Origin of the sequence: Streptomyces fuscichromogenes, assembly GCF_014645815.1 — a bacterium.
In the GTDB taxonomy this organism is placed as follows: domain Bacteria; phylum Actinomycetota; class Actinomycetes; order Streptomycetales; family Streptomycetaceae; genus Streptomyces; species Streptomyces fuscichromogenes.
Window position 1 is genome coordinate 77,960 of sequence record NZ_BMML01000006.1, and the last position, 20,855, is coordinate 98,814.

General features: G+C 73.3%; 14 protein-coding genes. 6 read left to right on the forward strand and 8 right to left on the reverse strand.

Annotation, left to right across the window (positions count from 1 at the left end; all coding sequences use genetic code 11):
• Positions 1 to 72: 72 nt before the first annotated feature.
• Together IEZ11_RS14640 and IEZ11_RS14645 are read right to left on the reverse strand one after the other, a co-directional pair.
• Positions 73 to 1,533 (reverse strand): aldehyde dehydrogenase family protein, encoded by a 1,461-nt coding sequence (locus IEZ11_RS14640; protein WP_189263170.1) that lies wholly within the window; start codon positions 1,531 to 1,533, stop codon positions 73 to 75.
• A gap of 154 nt (positions 1,534 to 1,687) precedes the next feature.
• Entirely contained in the window at positions 1,688 to 2,524 is an 837-nt protein-coding gene (locus tag IEZ11_RS14645; protein WP_505996124.1) for a helix-turn-helix domain-containing protein, read from the reverse strand.
• Positions 2,525 to 2,866: 342 nt separating this feature from the next.
• Between IEZ11_RS14645 and IEZ11_RS14650 the strand changes: the two genes are divergently transcribed.
• Positions 2,867 to 3,346 carry an ATP-binding protein gene (locus IEZ11_RS14650; RefSeq protein ID WP_189263460.1) on the forward strand — a complete coding sequence of 160 codons (480 nt, stop codon included), beginning with the start codon at positions 2,867 to 2,869 and terminating at the stop codon, positions 3,344 to 3,346.
• 90 nt (positions 3,347 to 3,436) lie between these two features.
• Here IEZ11_RS14650 and IEZ11_RS14655 read toward each other — a convergent pair whose 3' ends face one another.
• Positions 3,437 to 3,655 carry a DUF397 domain-containing protein gene (locus tag IEZ11_RS14655; protein WP_089100703.1) on the reverse strand — a complete coding sequence of 73 codons (219 nt, stop codon included), beginning with the start codon at positions 3,653 to 3,655 and terminating at the stop codon, positions 3,437 to 3,439.
• A gap of 723 nt (positions 3,656 to 4,378) precedes the next feature.
• On the opposite strand from IEZ11_RS14655, the gene IEZ11_RS14660 reads away from it, so the two are divergent.
• Together IEZ11_RS14660 and IEZ11_RS14665 are read left to right on the forward strand one after the other, a co-directional pair.
• Positions 4,379 to 4,849 (forward strand): hypothetical protein, encoded by a 471-nt coding sequence (locus IEZ11_RS14660; protein WP_189263461.1) that lies wholly within the window; start codon positions 4,379 to 4,381, stop codon positions 4,847 to 4,849.
• A 174-nt stretch (positions 4,850 to 5,023) separates the two neighbouring features.
• Positions 5,024 to 5,542 carry a DUF4232 domain-containing protein gene (locus tag IEZ11_RS14665; protein ID WP_189263171.1) on the forward strand — a complete coding sequence of 173 codons (519 nt, stop codon included), beginning with the start codon at positions 5,024 to 5,026 and terminating at the stop codon, positions 5,540 to 5,542.
• 193 nt (positions 5,543 to 5,735) lie between these two features.
• Here IEZ11_RS14665 and IEZ11_RS14670 read toward each other — a convergent pair whose 3' ends face one another.
• Complete coding sequence (locus tag IEZ11_RS14670; RefSeq protein ID WP_189263172.1) at positions 5,736 to 6,872, reverse strand: DUF2786 domain-containing protein; 1,137 nt, start codon at positions 6,870 to 6,872, stop codon at positions 5,736 to 5,738.
• Positions 6,873 to 7,005: 133 nt separating this feature from the next.
• Here IEZ11_RS14670 and IEZ11_RS14675 point away from each other — a divergent pair, with 133 nt between their 5' ends.
• Positions 7,006 to 7,794 (forward strand): Clp protease N-terminal domain-containing protein, encoded by a 789-nt coding sequence (locus IEZ11_RS14675; protein ID WP_189263173.1) that lies wholly within the window; start codon positions 7,006 to 7,008, stop codon positions 7,792 to 7,794.
• A 67-nt stretch (positions 7,795 to 7,861) separates the two neighbouring features.
• Positions 7,862 to 9,550: a bifunctional 3'-5' exonuclease/DNA polymerase gene (locus tag IEZ11_RS14680; protein ID WP_189263174.1), complete on the forward strand. Its 1,689-nt coding sequence runs from the start codon at positions 7,862 to 7,864 to the stop codon at positions 9,548 to 9,550.
• Here the strand turns inward: IEZ11_RS14680 and IEZ11_RS14685 are convergent, their stop codons facing one another.
• Complete coding sequence (locus IEZ11_RS14685; RefSeq protein WP_229713017.1) at positions 9,551 to 12,916, reverse strand: AfsR/SARP family transcriptional regulator; 3,366 nt, start codon at positions 12,914 to 12,916, stop codon at positions 9,551 to 9,553.
• 404 nt (positions 12,917 to 13,320) lie between these two features.
• Positions 13,321 to 14,214 (reverse strand): glycosyltransferase family 2 protein, encoded by an 894-nt coding sequence (locus IEZ11_RS14690; RefSeq protein ID WP_189263175.1) that lies wholly within the window; start codon positions 14,212 to 14,214, stop codon positions 13,321 to 13,323.
• Positions 14,215 to 14,453: 239 nt separating this feature from the next.
• Here IEZ11_RS14690 and IEZ11_RS14695 point away from each other — a divergent pair, with 239 nt between their 5' ends.
• Entirely contained in the window at positions 14,454 to 18,491 is a 4,038-nt protein-coding gene (locus IEZ11_RS14695; protein WP_229713018.1) for an ATP-binding protein, read from the forward strand.
• A gap of 17 nt (positions 18,492 to 18,508) precedes the next feature.
• On the opposite strand, the gene IEZ11_RS14700 is transcribed toward IEZ11_RS14695, so the two are convergent.
• Both IEZ11_RS14700 and IEZ11_RS14710 read right to left on the reverse strand, forming a co-directional pair.
• Positions 18,509 to 19,672, reverse strand: coding sequence for a ricin-type beta-trefoil lectin domain protein (locus tag IEZ11_RS14700; RefSeq protein ID WP_189263176.1), 1,164 nt, complete (start codon positions 19,670 to 19,672; stop codon positions 18,509 to 18,511).
• Between the two features lie 492 nt (positions 19,673 to 20,164).
• The gene (locus IEZ11_RS14710; protein WP_189263177.1) at positions 20,165 to 20,791 is read right to left on the reverse strand and encodes a response regulator transcription factor; all 627 of its coding nucleotides are present in this window, start codon (positions 20,789 to 20,791) and stop codon (positions 20,165 to 20,167) included.
• Positions 20,792 to 20,855: the final 64 nt, after the last annotated feature.

Below are 20,855 nucleotides of genomic sequence, written 5' to 3' on the forward strand. Positions count from 1 at the left end.
GACCGAAACTACGGGCCCTTTAGGACAGATCGCGTCCTAAAGGGCCCGGGGCGCCCGAGATCCTTCAGCGGGCTAGAACGGGAAGCCGCTGCGGCCGTGCTGGACGGAGATCCACTTCAGGGTGGTGAAGGACTCCACGGTCGTCTCGCCGTTCAGGCGGCCGATCCCGGAGTGCTTCTCGCCGCCGAAGGGGACGACCGGCTCGTCGTGCACGGTGCCGTCGTTGACGTGGAACATCCCAGTGTCGATCTGCTTGGCGAAGGCCACGCCCCGCTCGATGTCCCCGGTGTGGACCGCGCCGCTGAGGCCGTACGGGGTGTCGTTGACGATGCGTACGGCCTCCTCCTCGCCGTCGAACGGGATGAGGAAGGCGACCGGGCCGAAGACCTCCTGGCGGAGCAGGTCGGATTCGGCCGGGACGCCGGTGAGGACGGAGGGCTCGACCAGGTTGTCGGTGGTCGTGCCGTGCAGCAGGGCGGTGGCACCTTCGGCGACGGCCTGCTCGACGGTGGCCGAGACCGACTCCGCCTGCTGGGAGTTGATCAGCGGGCCGATGACGGTCTGCGGGTCGTTCGGGTCGCCGGCCTTGAGGGTCTTCACCTTGGCGACGAACTTCTCGGTGAACTCGTCCGCGATCGAGCGGTCGACCAGGATGCGGTTGGCGGCCATGCAGACCTGGCCCTGGTGGACGTACCGGCTGAAGACCGCCGCGTCGACCGCGTAGTCGAGGTCGGCGTCGTCGAGCACCACGACCGCGCTGTTGCCGCCCAGTTCGAGCACCGTGCGCTTGAAGAGCGAGGCACAGACGGTGGCCACGTGCCGGCCGACCTTGTCGGAGCCGGTGAAGGAGATGACCTTCGGGATCGGGTGCTCGATGAAGGCGTCGCCGATCTCCGCGATGTCGGTGACGACGACGTTGAGCAGACCACCGGGCAGGCCCGCGTCCTCGAAGATCTTCGCGACCAGGGTGCCACCGACGATCGGGGTGTTCTGGTGCGGCTTGAGGACCACGCCGTTGCCGAGCGCGAGCGCCGGGGCGACCGACTTGATCGACAGCAGGAAGGGGAAGTTGAAGGGGCTGATCACGCCCACCACGCCGACCGGGACCCGGTAGACGCGGTTCTCCTTGCCGTCCACCGGGGAGGGCAGGATCCGGCCCTCGGGGCGCAGCGACCACTGGATCGACTCGCGCAGGAACTCCTTGGCGAGGTGCAGCTCGAAGGCGGCCTTCAGCCGGGTGCCGCCGAGCTCGGCGATGATCGCCTCGGTGATCTCCGCGTCGCGCTCCTCGATGAGGCGCAGGGCCTTCTCGAAGACGGCACGGCGGGCGTAGGGATTGATGGCGGCCCACTGCTTCTGGGCGCGCGCGGCGGCTCGGTAGGCCTGATCTATCTCGTCGACCGCGGCTATGGTGATCGACGCGAGCTTCTCACCGTCGTACGGGTTGAAGTCGATGATGTCCCAGGAACCGGTCCCCGGGCGCCACTCACCGTCGATGTACTGCTGGGCCAGGTCGGTGAAATAGGACGACATGTGATCCCTCGATCCCCTGCTGCGACGGCAGTCGATGCGAACACCCGGTCCACACCCACATCACGGTCTGATCACGCGTCATCGTACTTGCGTCACAAGGCAGTTGGGGCACCAGTTCGATGATCTAGGGGAATCCCCAGGTGCATCGATATATCTAGGACAGCTGCAGCAGCCCGCGCAGCAGGTCCCGGCTCTCGTCCGGTCCCGGGCTGTCCTGCTGGAGCTCCTTCAGCGCCAGCTCGTACTGGGCGACGTCCTCGCGCTTGTCGAGGTAGAGGGCGCTGGTGAGCTGCTCCAGGTAGACCACGTCGGACAGGTCGGACTCGGGGAAGCTCAGGACGGTGAACGAGCCGCCCTCCCCGGAGTGCCCGCCGAAGCTGAACGGCATGATCTGGAGCCGCACGTTGGGCCGTTCGGACATCTCGACCAGATGCTGGAGCTGACCGCGCATCACCTCACGGTCGCCGTAGGGCCGGCGCAGGGCGGCCTCGTCCAGGACGATGTGGAAGTCGGGTGCGTTCTCGGCCACCAGATACTTCTGCCGCTCCAGACGCAGCGTGACCCGCCGTTCGACGTCGGCCTCGCTGGCTCCCTTCATACCGCGCCGCACCACCGCACGCGCGTACTCCTCGGTCTGGAGCAGGCCGTGGATGAACTGCACCTCATAGGCGCGGATCAGATGCGCCGCGCCCTCCAGGCCCACATAGGTGGGGAACCAGGTCGGCAGGACGTCGGAGTAACTGTGCCACCAGCCCGCGACGTTGGCCTCCCGGGCGAGGGAGAGGAGCTGTTCGCGCTCGGCCTCGTCGGTGATGCCGTACAGCGTCAGCAGGTCTTCCACGTCCCTCGTCTTGAAGCTCACCCGGCCCAGCTCCATGCGGCTGATCTTCGACTCGGAGGCGCGGATCGAGTACCCGGCGGCCTCGCGCGTGATCCCCCGGGCCTCGCGCAGCCGCCTGAGTTGCGAGCCGAGCAGCATGCGCCGCACCACCGATCCGGGCTCTCCCGCGCTCACGTTCGCCAGCCTCCCCAACCGTCTTCAGGGCCCGCAGTCTGCCACTAAAACACTTCGAGCAGTACTCGTCCGGTTACGGAAACGGAAAGCGGCCAAAGTTTAAGCACAGGAAGTTGCAAGCAGGTAGTGAGCCAAGGGCAGCAAGTTGGCGGAAAAAATGGCCAACAAGCGGTACGGGAGGGTCCAATTCGGTCGCGTGCACGTGCATCTGCCCTTGCATCTGCTGTACGCATCCGAAACCATGGTCTCGCGCCACCGCTGCATCGCAACGACCGCGAATTCCCGGGAGTGCCTCGCATGGGGACGAATGGATCGACCATGCTCAAGCCATTACGGCAGGGCCTTCCGCCGCTTGATCCCGCGGCCGTGTCCAATGCCGCCTCCTGTGCCCTGCCGGCCCGCTACGAAGCGGTGCGCGAAGCCCGTCAGTTCACCCGGAGAATGCTCGGCCAGTGGGACGTCGGCGACCGCTTCGACGACGTCTGTCTCGTCGTCTCGGAGCTCGTCACCAACGCCCTGCGGCACGCGGTGCCCGGCGAGACCGACTGCCTCGTCGCGCCGCACGGCCCGGCCGTGCGGCTGCATCTGATGCGGTGGACCGGACGGCTGGTGTGCGCGGTGCGCGACCCCAGCCACGAGACGCCCGCCCCCCGCGACTCCGACGACTTCTCCGCGGAGTCGGGCCGCGGGCTCTTCCTGGTCGACTCCTTCAGCGACAGCTGGGGCTGGCACCCGCTGGCGGGCACCCTCAGCGGCAAGGTCGTGTGGGCGCTGTTCCGGCTCCAGCCCGCCGAATGACGGACCCGGCGTCTTCGGACGCCGGGTTTCTACGCGCGTTACCGTGCGTTGTGCGCCGAACGCACCGGGTTGCCCCAGGTAAGGCCGCCGTCAGCTCGTGATCAGGTGGTCGAACTCGCCGTCCTTGACACCGAGGAGCATCGCCTCGATCTCGGCGCGTGTGTAGACGAGTGCCGGCCCGTCCGGGAAGCGCGAGTTGCGGACCGCCACGTCGCCGCCCGGCAGCCGGGCGAACTCCACGCAGGAACCCTGCGAGTTGCTGTGCCTGCTCTTCTGCCAGGCCACTCCGTCCAGCTGCGTGGCAGCCATGCCGTTGTACACGTCAAACCCCCCGTACACGCCGTCAACGTCGAGGTTCACAGGTCGCTCCCCGGTGGTGCACTAACTGGCTGATGTGACCATTGGTGCAGCGGTCAACTGACCCGGATCATAACCTTGTTCACGTGCAGATGCATGAGCAGATGCACGTGCACGGGGGGTGTTCCTGCGGTTACAGCTTTGACGTCCGCTTTACTCAACCCGTTCCCGCGTCTGCCCCAGTCTCCGCAGGACATGCGACCGCCAGCCCCCGTCCATGATCCCGCGCGCCGTCAGCCGCTCGGGACCGCCCGGATCGAATACTTCACGCACTAGGAGAAGACGCGTAGCCCGGCCCCCGTGTTCCGGCGTCCATGTGATGGTCCGGTGAGCGAGATTGGCCGGATCGGGACCGGACCACCGGACGGACCGTGTCCACTTCCCGCCGTTGGCGGGAAACCGCACGTCGGCGACGCGGGAGCGGACGGTCTCGCCGGGGCGGGAGCCGTCCACAGCGGATACCTACCTGACCTACGCGGGTCCTCCTGGTGAGTGCTGGTAGCTTGCGGCTGTCGTCCGGGCGGCCGGGCGGCCGACCCCCTAGAGCTCGGGAGCGTTGCGGTGACCACGGCTACGACGAGTACGGCTACGGCGCACAGGGAGACGGCGGCTTCGGCGGGGGCGGCTTCGACGGGGACGGCTCCGGCGGGGGCCGCGGCGGCCGCGCGGCCGGTGCTGCGGGCCGGGGCCGTCGCCGCGGGGCTGGTGGGCGCGCTCGCGCTGACCGCGTGCAGCGGCGGTGACTCCGGCGGCTCCTCGGCCACCCCGTCGGGCACCTCGTCCGCGGCCGCCACCGCCACGGCCGGTTCGGAGAGCTCCACGGCCTCCTCCGACGCGCTCCAGGGCAGCTGGATCACCACCAGCGGCGGCAAGATCGTCGCACTGGTGGTCACCGGCAAGCAGGCCGGGCTCTTCGAGACCGGTGGGGCCGTGTGCAGCGGGACCGCCGGTGAGGAGGCCGGGATGCGGATGATCCATCTCACCTGCACGGACGGCAGCAAGGACCGGGGCACCGGAATGGTCGACTCCGTCAGCAAGAGCGGCATGAAGGTCACCTGGTCCGGTAAATCGGGTGCGGAGACCTACACCAGGGCCGAGGGCGGCAAGCTGCCGTCGGGGCTGCCGACGGCTAGCCTTGGCCAGTAGGGCCGCTCCATACCTTTTCGATCTGTTCGACCGTCGTGCGGCGCGCTCCCGGCGGTCCGTGCGGGCCTGCGGGGACACGCCGTGAAGCGGTCGGGGGCGGGGGCGGGCGCGCGGGACCCGGGCCGGGGCGTGATGATGCTGGGACACCGTCACGACCTCGATGGGGAACTGCTCATGCGCGTCATTCCGCTCACCGTCACCGCCCTCGCCGCCGCCCTCGCCCTGACCGCCTGCGACAACGGCGGCGGCTCGGGCTCCAGCGGCAAGAACAGCTCGACCTGCGAGATCGGCAAGGTCTCCGTCCAGGTCGGCTCCGCGAGCGTCGCGCCGACCACGGGGGACACCGGCGAGGTGCCGGTGAGCATCACCAACCAGAGCGCGCCGTGCACGCTGGACGGCTTCGCCGGCGTCACGCTGAAGGGGGGCGGCGCGTCGGCGACGGTCGCCCCGCAGTCGGGCGCCAAGACCGACAAGCTCAAGCTCGCCAAGGGCGACTCCGCGACGTTCTCGATCACGTATGTGCGGGGCAAGGACGGCGACAAGGCGAGCCTCGCGGCCACGTCGCTGACGGTGTCCCTGCCGGGGGGCGACGCGACGCAGAGCTTCCCGTGGAAGTACGGGGCGGTGGCGGGCAAGGGGGCTGCGGACAAACCGAACGCCGCGGTGGGGGCGTTCCAGCAGGCGGGGGACTGATTCGAGGGCGGCGCGGCGCGGCGCGGGGCGGGGCGGGGCGGGGCGGGGCGGCCGGGTTTCGGCTGACCGCCGGTGGGGCTTCTCGTGCAGTTCCCCGCGCCCCCTGGTGGGGCGGGGCGGCCTTGAGTTTCGGCGCACCGACGGTGGGGGCTGATCGCGCAGTTCCCCGCGCCCCTGACGGGGCGGGGCGGGGTCAGGGGAGTGGGGTGTGGGTGTGGACCTGGGCCTGGTCTGCTGCTTTTGTGCCTGCTGTCCAGCCGGCCTCGTCGGTCACTCCGCGCAGGCGGGTCGTGGTGGTGTCCGGGAACATCTGGTTCATGCGGTCGGTCACGGCCAGTTCTCTGGTGGCGAGGACCGGGAGCAGGTCCCGGGGTGCCTCGGCCTCGGCCACGGCCGACCGGGCCGCCGCTCCGAGGCGGTCGCCGACGCGGTGCGCGTAGGCCGCCAGGAAGGACTGGCGGAAGGTCTTCGTGCGCTTGCGGCCGCCCGCCCGCTGCGCCGCCTCCGCCTTCGTCATCGCGTGCGTGGCCTGCACCAGCAGCGAGGTGTGGAGCAGTTCGACCGCCGCCAGGTCCGCCTCGAAACCGACGACCGTGGAGAAGGCCAGCGGTTCGTTCCACACCGCGCGGCAGTGGTTGGCCGTGGCGACCGCGTCCAGCAGCACCGCCTTGGCCTGCTCGTACGGCGGCTCGACCCCGATCCGGCAGGCGCCCGGCGTGTCCGGCGCGGGCGCCCCGGCGGCGATCAGTGCCTCGTCGACGCTGTGCCGGGCCATCAGCTCCTGCGCCTTGGCGCTGAGCGCCTCCGCCTCCTCCGGGTAGCCGGTCGCCTCGGCCTTGGCGAGCAGCGCGCGGATCCGGGTGAGCGTACGGGACTCCGGCCGGTGCGCGGCCGCGCGGTGGCCGGGCTCGTCCAGGGGCTCCAGTGAGGGCAGCCGCAGCAGCAGCCGGTACAGCTCCAGGACGGCGGTGGCATGGGAGAAACGGTCGCCCACGCGTACCTGGCCGTCCTCCTCGGGCAGCACGTCGAGCTGCGCCCGCCAGCGGGGGCCGCGCGGCCGGTCGTCCGGTATCTGCGCCCGGATCAGCCCGGCGGCGAGCCGGACGTGCGGGTCGTCCAGCTCGCGCCGGACCAGTCGCACGACGTCGGCGGGCTGCCAGCCGCGCCGCCAGGCCGCCGCGACGAACTCCCGGCCCCGGTGCCCGACCTCCGCGTCCGCGCCGGAGTCGGCCGCGAGGAGGGACGCGCCCGTGTCGAGGCCGGAGTCGGTGTCGTCGTACAGGGCGCTCCGGAAGGCTCGGTCGACGGTGCTGGGGCGGCTGCTGGTCACGTGTCGATCGTGCCATGCGGCGCCGACAGCCGACGACGGCCGTCCACACCCTGTGGACAAACGTCCGTACCGGCCGCCGTCGGCGTGTCAACCGACGGTTGACAGCGCGCGGGTGTCAACCTACGGTTGACACATGACAACCGACTCGAACATCACGGCATCCGTACGCCTCGACGACCTCATCGCGGCGATCAAGAAGGTGCACCCCGAACCCCTCGACCAGCTCCAGGACGCGGTGATCGCCGCCGACCACCTGGGCGACGTGGCCGACCACCTGATCGGTCACTTCGTCGACCAGGCCCGGCGCTCGGGCGCGTCCTGGACCGACATCGGCAAGAGCATGGGCGTGACCCGGCAGGCGGCGCAGAAGCGCTTCGTGCCCAAGGAGTCCGCCGCCCTCGACACCAGCCAGGGCTTCGACCGCTACACCCCCCGCGCGCGGAACGTGGTGATGGCGGCCCACAACGAAGCGCTCGCGGCCCGCAACCCCGAGGGCCGCCCCGAGCACCTGGTCCTCGGCCTGCTGGCCGAGCCGGACGGCATCGCGGCGAAGGCGATCCTCGCGCAGGGCGTCCTGCTGGACACCGTGCGCCAGGCGGCGACGGCCGCGCTCCCGCCGGCCTCGGACGACGTCCCCGACCTCGTCCCCTACGGCCCGGAGGCCAAGAAGGCGCTCGAACTCACCTTCCGCGAGGCCCTCCGCCTCGGCCACAACTACATCGGCACCGAACACCTGCTGCTGGCGCTCCTGGAGCACGAGAACGGCGACGGCGTCCTCAGCGGACTGGGCATCACCAAGCCGGCGACCGAGGAGTACATGACCAAGGTGCTGTCGCTGCTGCTGGAGCAGAAGAACGCGGCGGCGGAGGCCGCGGGAGCAGCGGAGGGCACGGGCGACACGAAGGAGGACGGGGCGGGCTGAAAAGCCCGCAGGAAGGCTGAATCCGCAGGTCAGAGTGATTGTCAGTGGTGGGTGCAAGACTCGTCGAATGACCGACCGGTGGGCTCTCGCTCCGGCCGAGGACGGTGGCGTGGACGTCGCCCCCCTCGGTCCGGACGGGCTGCCCGCCGGACCGGTGCGGCGGGAGCCCGATCTCGCCGGGGCGGTCAGGGGCCGCCCGGAGGTCACACGCTGGGTGTGGCGGTCGACCCCCGAGGTCTACCCGCGTCTGCTCGCCACGGGGGTGCGAGTAGAGCGGTGCTACGACATCGAGGACGCCGAGACACTCCTGCTGGGCCACGAGGGGCGGTCCGGCGAGCCGCACTCGGCCGCCGCCGCCCTGGCCCGCCTCCGCGGCGGCCCCGTACCGCCCGATCCGCCGCCGCGCGCGGCCGAACCGGGCGCGCAGTCCCCGCTGTTCGAGCCGCAGGGCTCCGCCCGCCTCACGCTCGACGAGCTCCTCGCGGTCTACGCCGAGCAGCAGCGCCGGCACGACCGGGCCGAACACCCGGACCGGATGCGGCTGCTGACCGCCGCCGAGTCGGCGGGCATGCTGGTCGCCGCCGAGATGAACCGCGCGGGCGTGCCCTGGAGCGCCGAGGTCCACCGCGAGGTGCTGCGCGAACTGCTCGGCGAGCGGTACGCGGGCGGCGGCGAGCCGCGCCGGCTGGCCGAGCTGGCCGACGAGGTGTCGGCCGCGTTCGGCAGGCGGGTGCGCCCGGACCTGCCGGCCGATGTGGTCAAGGCCTTCGCGCAGGCCGGGATCAAGGTCAAGTCCACCCGGCGCTGGGAGCTCTCGTCCGTCGACCACCCGGCGGTGCGACCGCTCCTGGAGTACAAGAAGCTGTACCGGATCTGGGTGGCGCACGGCTGGACCTGGCTCCAGGACTGGGTGCGCGACGGCCGGTTCCGGCCCGAGTTCCATGCGGGCGGCACGGTCACCGGGCGCTGGGTGACCAACGGCGGGGGCGCCCTGCAGATCCCCAAGGTGATCCGGCGGGCCGCGGTGGCCGACCCGGGCTGGCGGCTGGTCGTGGCCGACGCCGACCAGATGGAACCGCGCGTGCTGGCGGCGATCTCCCGCGACCCCGGGCTCATGGAGGTCGCCGGGCGGGAGACCGACCTCTACCAGTCCGTCTCCGACCGTGCGTTCTCCGGCGACCGCGCGCAGGCCAAGCTCGCCGTCCTCGGCGCGGTCTACGGCCAGACCTCGGGCGACGGCCTGAAGAACCTGGCCGCGCTCCGCCGCCGGTTCCCCAAGGCGGTGGCCTACGTGGACGAGGCGGCGCGGGCGGGCGAGGAGGGCCGGCTGGTGCGCACCTGGCTGGGCCGGACCTGTCCGCCGGCGACCGGTGCGGGCGACGGCACGGAGGAGGCGGGGATGCCTCAGGAGGAGCCGGAGGAACAGGCGGCTGAGGGCTGGGTGCCGGGGTACGCGTCCACGAACTCCCGGGCCAGGGGCCGCTTCGCGCGCAACTTCGTGGTCCAGGGCAGCGCCGCCGACTGGGCCCTGCTGATGCTCGCGGCGCTGCGCCGGACCTGCGCGGACCTGGCGGCCGAGCTGGTCTTCTTCCAGCACGACGAGGTGATCGTGCACTGTCCTGAGAAGGAGACCGAGGCGGTCGTCGCCGCGATACGGGAGGCGGCGGACCTGGCCGGACGGCTGACGTTCGGGCAGACGCCGGTGCGGTTCCCGTTCACGACGGCGGTGGTGGAGTGCTATGCCGACGCGAAGTGATCAGCCGGACCGGTCGCCGGTTGCCAGCAGGTCGCGCAGCTCGGTGAGGACGTCCGGCTCGTCCGTGCCGTCCAGGGCGGTGAGGGCCTCGCGCCAGACGCCGTTCGCCTCCCCCGTGCGCCCCTGCTCGCGCAGGAGCAGGCCGAGCTGGTGGCGGGCGAGACCGCCGCTGTAGTGGTCGGCGCGGGCGTCGGCGCGGCCCAGCAGTTCGGCGCACTCACGGTGCGCGGCATCGGTGCGGCCGAGGGCGCGCAGCGCGCGGACCAGACCGAGCCGGGTCTGGGACTCGCCGTGCCAGTCGCCGTGGCCGCCGAGGATGCGCAGGCTCTCCTCGAAGTGGGTGGCGGCGGCCGCCGGTTCACCGAGGCTGAGATGGGCGTAGCCGATGTTGCAGTGCGCCGAGTGCTGAACGATGACGGCGCCGATCGCGTCCCCGATGGCCAGTGAGTGCCGGTGCTGCTCGATGGCGGCGCGCGGGTCGGTGTGCTCGTAGAGGTTGCCGAGATGACTGTGGGTGACGGCCTCGCCGTAGGGGTCGTTCAGCTGCCGGGAGTAGGCCAGGCTCTGCCGCAGCGCCTCGCCCGACTCCTCGTACCGGCCGAGTCCCTCAAGGAGCAGCCCCCGGTTGTTCAGGGCGCGCCGGATCCAGGACGCCGCGCCCAGCCGCCGCCAGAGGGCCAGCGCCCCCTCGGTCAGGGCGAGGGCCTCCCGCTGGCGGCCGGTCAGGAAGCGCAGACCGGCGAGGTCGCCCAGGGCGTAGGCCTCGGCGGGTTCGTCCCCGAGGCGCCGGGCCGCGGCCAGGGCGGTGCTGCCGAGCACCTCCATCTCGGCGACCCGGCCGCTGCGCAGCACGTAGGGGTAGAGGAGCCGGACGAGCGTGGCGAGGTAGGCGTCGATCCGCGCGTCGGTGGTGTCGGTGTACCGCGCCACCAGGGCGACGATGTTCTCCAGCTCCATGTCGCCCCAGGCGAAGGCGTGTTCGGCGTGCTCGAAGGGCGGCAGGGCGGCGGCGTACGGCTGGTGTTCGGGGGGCTGGGCGGGGGTGGGCCGGCGGCGGTCACCCTGGTCTAGTCCGGGTTCGACGATCGCGACGAGCGCACGCTCGGCGACGGCCGCGAACCAGCGCAGGGCGGTGAGAGCGGCCTCGGTGCGGTCGGGACCGTGGGTGCGGTCGTCGTTGTGGGTGCGGTCGTCGTTGTGGGTGCGGTCGTCGTTGTGGGTGTGGTCAGTGCGGCCGGTGCCGTCGGTGCGGTCGGTGTCGTGGGGCTCTTCGGCCAGTTCTCGGGCGAAGTCCCGCACCAGGTCGTGCGGGGTGTAGCGGCCGTACGCGGTCTCCTCCAGGAGGGCCACGTCGACGAGCCGGTCCAGGGCGGCCTCGGCGCGGTGCTCGTCGGTACCGGTGAGCCGGGCGATCAGAGGGGCGCCGTAGGTGGGCAGATCGAGGGCGCCGAGGTGGCGCAGCACGAGGGCGGCGTCACGGTCGGGGGCCCGCTCGGAGGCGGTCAAGGCGTCATGGGCGACGGCGAGGGAGCGCCGGACGCTCAGGTCGTCGTATTCGAGGTGGTGCAACCTGCCCTCGGTTGCGGCCAGTTGGCTGGCCAGCACGTCGGGGGTGAGGGCGCGGCGGGCGGCCAGCCGGGCGGCGACGACGCGCAGGGCGAGCGGGAGCCGGCCGGTGAGGCCGACCAGCGGGTGACCGGCGTCGATCTCGTGCCGCCCGCTCACCGCGCGGAGCAGCGCCGCGCTGTCCTCGCCGGTCAGCGGTCCGAGCGGGACGCGGTGGGCGCCGTCGAGGGCGGTGAGCGGGGAACGGCTGGTGACGATCACGGCGCAGCCGGGGCCGCCGGGGAGCAACGGTCTTACCTGGGCGGCGTTCGCGGCGTCGTCGAGGAGCAGCAGGGTGCGGGTCGGGGCGAGCAGGGAGCGCAGCAGAGCGGCTGCCGCGTCGGGGTGTTCGGGGATCTGCCGGGGGTCGGCGCCGAGGTCCCTGAGCAGCGCGGCGAGTGCCTGGCCGGGGGCGAGCGGGGGCACGCCGGGGGTGGCGCCGTGCAGGTTGACGTAGAGCTGGCCGTCGGGGAAACGATCCCGCAGGTGGTGGGCGACGTGCAGGGCGAGGGCGGTCTTGCCGACACCGGCCATGCCGCTGATCACGGCGACGGCGGGGGTGGGGGCCGGGGTGGGGGCGAGGGCGGGGGCGGGGGGCGTCGTGGCCTCGGCTTCGCCTTCGGCGGGTGTTTTCCCGCCCGTACCACCCGTGACGGTTTCGTGGTCGGGTGCGGGTGGCCCCTGTGGGGCGGACTCGCCGTCGGCGGCCGCGCGAGGAACGGGACCGGTGGGGGCGAGGGCGTCGGTCAGCTCTTTTGTGGTGGGCGTGCGGCCGGTGAAGTGGGGTGGAGGTGGGGGGAGTTGGGCGGGGCGAGGGGTCGGGGGGTCGTCGCGCGTAGAACCGGGGGCGATGGGTGCGGCGCCCTCCGCTTTCGGCCGACGGCCCGTCGGCGCGCCCCTTCGGGGTGTGGGGAACCGCGCGCCCGCGCCCGCCCCGTCCCCGTCTCGCGCCGCACGAGGCGCGGTGCCTTCGTACGGCGGCGCCTCCCCCACCGTGCCGCTCCCCCGCAGCACCTCCACATGGGCCCGGCGCACCGACGGGCTCGGCTCGATGCCCAGTTCCTCTCTCAGACGGCTGCGCAGGTCGCGGTGGACGGCGAGGGCCTCGGCCTGCCGGCCGGTGCGGTGGAGGGCGAGCATCAGCTGGCGGTGATAGGCCTCACGGAGCGGGTACTCCGCGACGAGCGCCGCCAACTCCGGTACCACGCCGCCCAGTCGGGGTCCGGCGAGGGCGAGCTCCGCGTCGTAGCGCCACTCCAGCAGGAGCAGTCGGGCCTCCTCCAGGCGCTGCACGAAGGCGAGGCCGCCGATGTCGGCGGGGAGGCCGCCGAGCGGGGTGCCGCGCCACAGTGCGAGCGCCTCGGCGCAGGCGTGCAGCACCGGCGTCCACTCCCGCCGCCCGTGCGCCGCGCGCGCCTGGGCGACCCGGGCGTCGAACACGTCGACGTCCAGTTCACCGTCGTCGACCCGCAGCAGGTAACCGGGCGGTACGGCCCGCAGCCGCTCCGGGTCGTCGAGGAGCCGGCGCAGCCGGGCGACGTGGTTGTGCAGCGAGGCGCGCGCCGACACCGGGGGCGCCCCGCCCCACAGTGCCTCCCTGAGCGACTCCACGGAGACGACCCGCCCCGCCTCCAGGAGCAGCGCGGCGAGCAGCGCGCGCACCTTGGGGCTGCCGATGGGCCGCACGTCGGACGCGTCGTAGAGAACCGGAGGTCCCAGCAGTCCGAACCGCAGCTCGTACCGCCGCATCACTCCGCCCATCGCCTTCCCGAACGGCGGATGTACCCGCCGGTCCTGGGTCCTGGCGGAATTCCATCCCGCTGGGGATGGGTTCCCGCCATCTTCTCTGTGCCGGTCGGAGCCGGAATCCGCTGGGCTTCCGGCCTGTCCCCGGAACCGTACGGCGGCTTCTCGCCAACCGGTTCGCGACCTCCGGGAGAACCGCTGGCCACATGTTAGCGATCCGTTGGCGAGCACTGATGTGATCTTCGCATCGGATCGGGTCCAACGGTGCGCGCGTGCATCGCGTAACTCGGGGGAGTGTCGCCGCAGGCCTGGTCCGGGGACGCGAGAGGGTTCCGGTCGGCGGAGGTGATCGACCGGGACCCTCGTCCCGCCCCTCACTGTCCTCCCCTCTCCTCCCCTCCCGGGAACGGATCGCGGTTTCAGACGACGGGTGGGCGGCCCAGGCGCGTGAGGTGCCAGACCGTGCGCCAGCGCATCGGGCGGCGCTCCCCGGCCGGTTCGCGTATTCCCTCGACGAAGCCCGCGAACCAGGCACGCAGGCCGCCCGACGACCGGGTGCGCAGGAGCGTGATCAGTATCCAGACGCCCAGGTGGACCGGGATCAGCGGCAGGGGCAGCCGACGGCGGGTCAGCCAGACCCGGTTGCGGGCGGTGACCCGGAAGTAGACGGCGTGCCGGGCGGGCGAGGTCCTGGGGTGCTGGAGGAGCAGTTCGGGCGCGTAGAGGATCTTCCAGCCGGCGTCGGCGGCCCGCCAGGCGAGGTCGGTCTCCTCGTGGGCGAAGAAGAACTCGGCGGGCCAGTCGCCGATCTCGGCGAGCATGTCCATCCGCAGGGCGTGGCCGCCGCCCAGGAACCCGGTCACGTAACCCCCGCGCATCGGGTCGGCGTTGCCGACGCGCGGCACGTGCCGACGCTGGGTCACGCCGCGCTCGTCGGCGATCCGGAAGCCGACGATGCCGAGCCGGGGGTCGGCCGCGAACAGGTCGCGGACCTGCCGGAACACCTCGACGTCGACGAGCAGTCCGTCGTCGTCGAGTTCGACGACGACGTCCACGTCACCGAAGGAACGCAGTGCGGCGAGGGCGACGTTGCGGCCGCCTGGGCAGCCGATGTTGTCCTCGACGTCGACGGTGGTGACCTCGCCGGGCAGGTCGAGGCGGCGGGCGAACTCGGGCAGCCGGCAGCCGTTGCCGACGATCACGATGCGGTCGGGGGCGAGGTCCTGCTTGGCAACGGACCTGAGCAGGGCGTCGACTTCGTCGGGCCGGTTCCCCATGGTCACGACGGCGACCCCGAGCCTCGGCTCCTGCATGCCCCTCACCCCATCCGGCCGACGGCGGCAGCCGCACCTGTCACCAGGATGGCCATTGTTCACCAAGACGTCACCACTGGTAGGTCGATACTCCATAAATGGGCCTGTCCTGTGGCGGTGCCCGGCGGGCGCCCAGGCGGGGGGTACGGAGACGGGTACGGGCAGGGGTACAGGCAGGGGTACGGGCACGCGGCGGAGCGTCTCGGTGGGGGCCGGGCGGCGCTGTAAATTGGCACATCATGCTCTCTGTTCAGGTCCTGGGGCCGATCGGTGCCGACATCGACGGTGCACCGGTCCACCTGGGCAGCCCCCGGCAACGCGCGGTCCTCGCGCTCCTGCTGGCGAGCCGCGGCCGGGTGGTCCCCGTCGACCGGCTCATCGACCGGCTGTGGCGGGAGCGGCCCCCGGCGAAGGCGGCGGCCTCCCTGCACGTCTACGTCTCGAACCTGCGCCGCGCGCTCGAACCCGGCCGGGCGCCCCGCACCCCCGCCGGTGTCCTGCTCAGCGTCGCCCCCGGGTACGCGTTGCGGCTGCCCGAGGAGGCGGTCGACGCCTGGCGGTTCGAGGCGGCGGTACGGCAGGCCCGTACCGCGCCTCCGGCCGAGGCCCGGCAGCTGCTGGAGGAGGCCATCGGGTGGTGGCACGGGACGGCGTACGGCGAGTGGGCCGACGAGGAGTGGGCGGCCGCCGAGGCGGCCCGGCTGGACGATCTGCACCTCACGGCACGGGAGTTGGCGATCGGGGCGACCCTCGCGTCCGGGGCCCCGGCGGAGGCGGTACCGACGGCCGAGGCGCTGGTGCGGGAGCATCCGCTGCGCGAGGAGGGCTGGCGGCTGCTGGCCCTCGGGCTGTGGGCCGGCGGGCGCCGCGCCGACGCGCTGGCCGAGCTGCGCCGCGCCGCCGCCGTCATGGCCGACGAACTCGGCCTGGGTCTGGGCGACGCCCTGACCGAACTGGAGCACGCGCTGCTGACGGGGCGGACCGAGATCCTGCGCGCGTCGGTGCCGTCGGCCGCGACGGTCCTGCGCACACCGACGCCGACGCCCGCGACGACCCCGCGCACACCGACCCCGCCCGCTTCCTCGAACCCGCCCACTTCCGAGAACCCGCCCGGGCCGGTGCCGCCCTCTGCCGCGCCGCCTCCGGCCGACCCGCTCCGGCCGTTCACGGACTCCGGCGCGACCCCGGCCGACCCGCGCGGACCGTTCGCGGACTCCGGGGCGGCACGGGCTGCCCTGCCCGAGCAGTTCGCGGACTCCGGGGCGGCACCCGCCGACCCGCGCGGACCGTTCACGGTCTCCGGGGCGTCGACCTCCGACGTCTGCGGGCCGCTCACGCACACCGGGACAGAACCGGCCGCCCCCACCACGCCGTTCGCGGGCTCGGGGGCAGCGTCGGCGCAGCCGACCACGTCGTTCGCGGGCTCCGGGGTGGCGGTCGTCGGCCCGGCGCTCCCGTTCGTGGACCCCGTGGGTGCCGCGTCGCCGGGCGAGGATCTTTTCGTGGGGCGGGACGGTGAGTTGCGGGACCTGGGCGAGGTGGCGCGGGACGCGCGGCGGGGCGGTGGTGTCGTCCTGGTGACCGGGGAGGCCGGCGCAGGGAAGTCCGCGCTGCTCGGCCGGTACCGGCTGTGGCTGCGGGAGCAGGGCTGGACCGTGGTGGTCGGCCGTTGCCCCGAGTTCGACGGCGCGCCCTCCGCCTGGGCCTGGGTGGAGGCGCTCGGCGCGCTCGCCCGCCGCGTGCCGCCCACCGACCCGGACGCGCTCGGCGCCCTGCTCCGGGAGGCCGGCTACGGCGAACGGGGCGGCACCGGGTTCCCGGGCCCGGACGGCGGGGCCGCGTCGGCCGGGCGGTTCCGGCTGCACCGGGCGTTCGGCGCCTGGCTGCGGGAGGCCGCCGCGGAGGCGCCGCTGGCAGTCGTCGTCGACGACCTGCACCGGGCGGACGGCGAGACGCTGGCCCTGCTGGAACGCGCCGCCGAGCTGGTCGGCTCACCGGTGCTGGTGATCGCTGCCTATCGCCCCGTCGACGCGGCGGACCGGCTGACCAAGACCCTCGGCGCACTCGCCCACCGCTCGCCGTACCGGCTGGCGCTCGGCGGGCTGTCGTTGCCGGAGGTGGACACGCTGGTCAGCGCGGTGTGCGGGGAGCCGGTCGACGCGGCCATCGTGACCGCGCTCGCCGAGCGCACCGGGGGCAACCCCTTCTACGTCCGCGAAAGCGCCCGGCTGCTCGCCAGCGAGGGCGCCCTGGTGGCGGTCTCCGAGGTGCCGCAGGGCGTACGCGACGTACTGCGCCGGCGGTTGCGGCAGCTGCCCGAGGAGGCGGTGGCCGTCCTCCAGCTCGCGTCGGTGGTGGGCCGCGAGACCGAGATCGGTGTCCTCGTCGAGGCCGCCGACCCGGCCCGGCACGGCGAACACGACGTGCTCGACGCCGTCGAGGCGGCCGTCGTGGCCGGGCTGCTGACCGAACCGGCGCCGGGTGTGGTCCGGTTCGCGCACGCCCTGGTCCGCGACACCCTCTACACCGACCTGGTCGGCGTACGACGCGCACGGCTGCACGCCCGTCTGGCAGAGGTCCTGCGACGGCGCCGTCCGGACGATCTGGCGGCTCTCGCGCACCACTTCACGCGGGCCGCGAACGCGCGGACGGCGGCGCTCGGCGTCGAGTACTCGCTGGGCGCGGCCGATCTGGCCGAGCGGCGCTACGCCCATGACACCGCGGTCGAACTGCTCACCCAGGCGATCGAGTCCTTCGCGCTGATACCCGCCGCCACCATGGACGCCGACACGGCCGGGGGCGCCGCCGACTGCGGCCGGGCCGGGCGGCTGGTCGCCCTGCTCGGGCGGCTGTTGCGGGCCGAGATACGGGCCGGGGCCATCGTGGCCGCGCGACACACCCGGCAGCGCGCCCTGGCGGCGGCCGAGGGGGTCGGGCACGACGAACTGGCGGCAGCGGCCCTCGGCACCTGGATCGGACCGGAGCCGGCCCTGAACGGGGCCCTGAGCGGAGCGCTGAGCGGAGCGCTGAGCGGAGCGCTGAGCGGAGCGCTGAGCGGGCCGTGGGGGCTCGTCGAACCGGCGGCGGTGTACACCTTCGCCGACCGGCTGATCGCACGCGCCGACCTGGACCCGGCCGTCCTCGGCAACCTGCCGCCCAGGCCCGCGGACGAGCGGGAGCGCGGCGGCGACGCCGAGGCCGGGGCCGGGGCCGGTGCCGGGGCCGGGGCGGGCGCCGGTGAGCGGGCGGAGCGGGTGTCGGAGGCGGCGCGGCGGCTGGCCGTCGCCCGCGCGGTCGGGGACCCGCTGCTGCTCTCCTGCGCGCTGACCGTGGCGTCCGCCGTCACGCCCGACGGGTTCCCGGACCGCCGCGAGGCGCTGGCGACCGAACTACGGGTGCTCGGGTACGCGCACGACCTGCCCGCCAACAGCTGGGTGCGGGAGCACATCGGGGCCATGGCCGCCGGCGCCCGTAACGACGTCGCCCAGGTCCGCCGGCACACCGAGGAGGGCCGGGCCGTCGCCCGGCGGCACCGGCTGGCGGAGGCGGAGGCCGTCAACCTGACCACCCTGGCCATGCTGGCCCAGGTCCAGGGCCTCTTCGCCGAGTCCGAGGCCGGCTATGCGGCGGTGCGCGAGCGGCTGCGTTCCCGCGGGTCGCCGTACGGCGACTTCGTGCACGTCCTGGGCCTGACGACCGTACTCCTCGGGCAGGGTCGCCCGCGGGAGGCCGAACCGCTGCTGCGGGCCCTCCTCGCCGATACCGAAGCCGAAGCCGAGCCGGAGACCGAGCGCGAACACATGCGCTCGCGCACCCGCACCCGCACTCACTCCCGCTCGCGCACGCGGGAACCCGAGCGCGAGCCCACCGCCGAGCTCGCTCTCGGGGTGGTCCTCGCCCGGCTGGGCGAGCACGAGCAGGCGCACGCGCTCGGCCGGCGCACCGCGGCCGTCGTCCCCCTCGTACCCGACCACCTGTACGGCATCGCTCTGTCCCTCCGGGCCGAACTCGCCTTCCTGGTGGGCGACATGACCACGGCGCTGGAACTGGTCCCGCTGCTGCTGCCGTTGCGCACCCAGCTCGCCGGTGCCGCCAGCGTCTCGTTCGCCACCCGCCCGTTCGCCCACTCGCTGGGCGAGTTGTACCGGCTGCTCGGCAACGAGGCGGAGGCCGTACGGCAGTTCGCGCACGCGGAGGAGGTGGCGGGGCAGTGGGGTTCCCGGCACCTGGTCGCGGCGGCGCGGGCCGCCGCGGAGGGCAGGGCGGGCCGGAGATGACGTGACCGCGGCCGGGGTCAGGACAGCCGCCACTTCTGGTTGGACGTGCCGGCGCAGTCCCACAGCTGGAGCCGGGTGCCGTTGGCGGTGCCCGCGTCCTTGGCGTCCACGCACTTGCCGATCACGGAGTTGACCAGGTCGTGGGAGCTGTTGAGGTTGAACCGCTGGGCCCAGCCGCCGTTGCAGGTCGCCAGCTGGATGACCGCGCCGTTGTCCTGGGAGGCGTTGGCGATGTCCAGGCACAGGCCCATGGAGCGCACGCTGCCGTCGGACTTGAAGACCCACTTCTGCCAGGCGTCGCCGTCGCACCCCCACAGCCGCAGCGGGGAGCCGTCCTTGCCTGCGTGGGCGCTCACCTCGATGCACTTCGAGGAGGCGTAGCCGACGATCGCGTCGCCGGAGACGGTGGTGGACGAGGCGGGGTGGGTGGCGGCCGGCTTGGACGCCGGCTTGCTCGTCGCCGAACTGCCGCTGCCGCCGCTACCGCCGCTGCCGCTCGTGGTGCCGGCGGCTTGGGTGGTCTTGGTGCCGGACGACTTGTCCGGGTGGGCGGAGTCCGCAACCGAGGTGGTGTGCGAGCCCTTGTCCTTGCCGGACTTCGTGTTCTTCGGGTCGTGCGAGGGACGGCCGCTGCCGGACGGCGACGCGGACGCGGAGCCGGCCGGCTGTGCCGAGGCGCCCTCGGCCAGCTGAGGGACGGCGCCGTCACCGACGGCGGCGGCGTGCGGCGTGGAGTCGTCGTGGTTCGGCAGTGCCATGAACGCGGCGCTGCCGAGGCCGAGGACCAGCAGGGCACAGGCGGCGGCCACGGCTCCGACGAACCGTGCGCCGCGTTCCGGCCGGGCTTCCCCGGAGTCCGCGTCGTCCCTCGCACCGGGCTGGTCCGGCCGGACCACGGGCGACCGGAACAGCCGTCCGACGCCACCGGCGGGCTCGGACTCGGCGGCGGCCGCGGGCGTCGCAGCGGGCGTGCGGTCGGGTGCGGGTGCGCTCTCGCCGTCCGGGGCGGACGAGGCCGCGCGGGGTGCCGGCGGTTCCGTGGCGGGCGCCGGGGAGGCGGGCGTCGCCCCGGCCAGGCGCTCGGACTGGGACTCGGACTCGGTTTCCCGGAGCCACGGCAGCGGCCGTTCCCAGACGGCCGGCTCCTCCGGCGTCTCCGGCTGCCCTGCGCTGTGCTCCATGTCCGCCTGCCCGTCTCCGCGTGTGTTGTGCCCCGGCGCGCGAATCTAGGGGCGCGGCGACGGGTGCCCCGCCGTTCGCCGCGGACTCTGCCCCGCCGAACCGGAAAGCCTTCCCCTGCGGGCCGGTGGGGGTCGCTCGCGCAGTTCCCCGCGCCCCTTGCGCGTACCACCCGACCGCATCCCACACGACCACGCCGGACATCCCACCCGAAAAAACCACCCCAACCCCATCGCCCCCCACCTGACCCGCACAACCCCGTCAGCCCCCCCCCAACCCCATCGACCCCATCGACTCCCACCTGGCCCGCACGACCCCGTCAGCCCCATCGACCCGCACAACCGCGCACCCCGTCAGCCCCATCGACCCGATCAGGCCCGCACGACCCGGTCAGCCCCTCCGGCCCCGCCTGGCCCCTCCGCCCCCTCCAGCCCCTCCGCCCCCTCCGGCCCCGCCGGCCCCTCCGGCCCCGCCAGCCCCGCCAGCCCCGTCGGCTACATCGTTCCCGAGCGTAGGGCGAAGGCGACCGCGTGGGTGCGGTTGCGGAGGCCCAGGCGGTTCATCATGACGCTGACGATGCTCTTGATGGTGCGCTCGGAGTAGTTCAGCTTCTGGGCGATCTCCGTCGTCTCCAGGCCCTCGGCCAGCAGTCGCAGCACGTCGACCTCGCGGGCCTCCAGGCCGGACGTGGTCAGCCCGAGCGGTCCGAGCACGTCGCGCTGGACCGCCCGCAGGTGGTCGACGAGCATCCCCTGGACCGGGAGCGGCAGCGCGGCCCCGCCCTCGGCCACCGCCCGGACCGCCTCCACGACCATGTCGTACGTGGTGTCCTGACGCCACATCACCCCGCGCAGCCCGTGGCGCATCGCGCGCAGCAGGTGGGCGTCGCCGATGTGCCCGGTGACCAGCACGATCCCCAGGCCTGGGTTGGCCGAGCGGGCGGTCACCGACTCCATCAGCAGCACCGTCTCCTCGCTGACTTCCGGCGTGATCATGAGGACCACGTCCGCGTGCCGGTGCTCCTCCTGGGGCACCACCTTCAGCCCCGGGTACCGGCGCAGGCACGAGACGGCCCCCTCGCCGGTGATCGGGTCACCGGCGAGGACTGCGATCGAGATCATCCCCAACGTTCCTGTGTTCCTTCCGGGCATGGGCCGTCGTACCGGAACGGCGCGCGAGGATCGT

Excerpts from the sequence above, each read along its gene's own strand:
- IEZ11_RS14640 (WP_189263170.1), bottom strand. The coding sequence starts at position 1,533 with ATGTCGTCCTATTTCACCGACCTGGCCCAGCAGTACATCGACGGTGAG.
- IEZ11_RS14650 (WP_189263460.1), top strand. The coding sequence starts at position 2,867 with ATGCTCAAGCCATTACGGCAGGGCCTTCCGCCGCTTGATCCCGCGGCC.
- IEZ11_RS14655 (WP_089100703.1), bottom strand. The coding sequence starts at position 3,655 with ATGGCTGCCACGCAGCTGGACGGAGTGGCCTGGCAGAAGAGCAGGCAC.
- IEZ11_RS14665 (WP_189263171.1), top strand. The coding sequence starts at position 5,024 with ATGCGCGTCATTCCGCTCACCGTCACCGCCCTCGCCGCCGCCCTCGCC.
- IEZ11_RS14675 (WP_189263173.1), top strand. The coding sequence starts at position 7,006 with ATGACAACCGACTCGAACATCACGGCATCCGTACGCCTCGACGACCTC.
- IEZ11_RS14680 (WP_189263174.1), top strand. The coding sequence starts at position 7,862 with ATGACCGACCGGTGGGCTCTCGCTCCGGCCGAGGACGGTGGCGTGGAC.
- IEZ11_RS14685 (WP_229713017.1), bottom strand. The coding sequence starts at position 12,916 with ATGGGCGGAGTGATGCGGCGGTACGAGCTGCGGTTCGGACTGCTGGGA.
- IEZ11_RS14690 (WP_189263175.1), bottom strand. The coding sequence starts at position 14,214 with ATGCAGGAGCCGAGGCTCGGGGTCGCCGTCGTGACCATGGGGAACCGG.
- IEZ11_RS14695 (WP_229713018.1), top strand. The coding sequence starts at position 14,454 with ATGCTCTCTGTTCAGGTCCTGGGGCCGATCGGTGCCGACATCGACGGT.
- IEZ11_RS14700 (WP_189263176.1), bottom strand. The coding sequence starts at position 19,672 with ATGGAGCACAGCGCAGGGCAGCCGGAGACGCCGGAGGAGCCGGCCGTC.
- IEZ11_RS14710 (WP_189263177.1), bottom strand. The coding sequence starts at position 20,791 with ATGATCTCGATCGCAGTCCTCGCCGGTGACCCGATCACCGGCGAGGGG.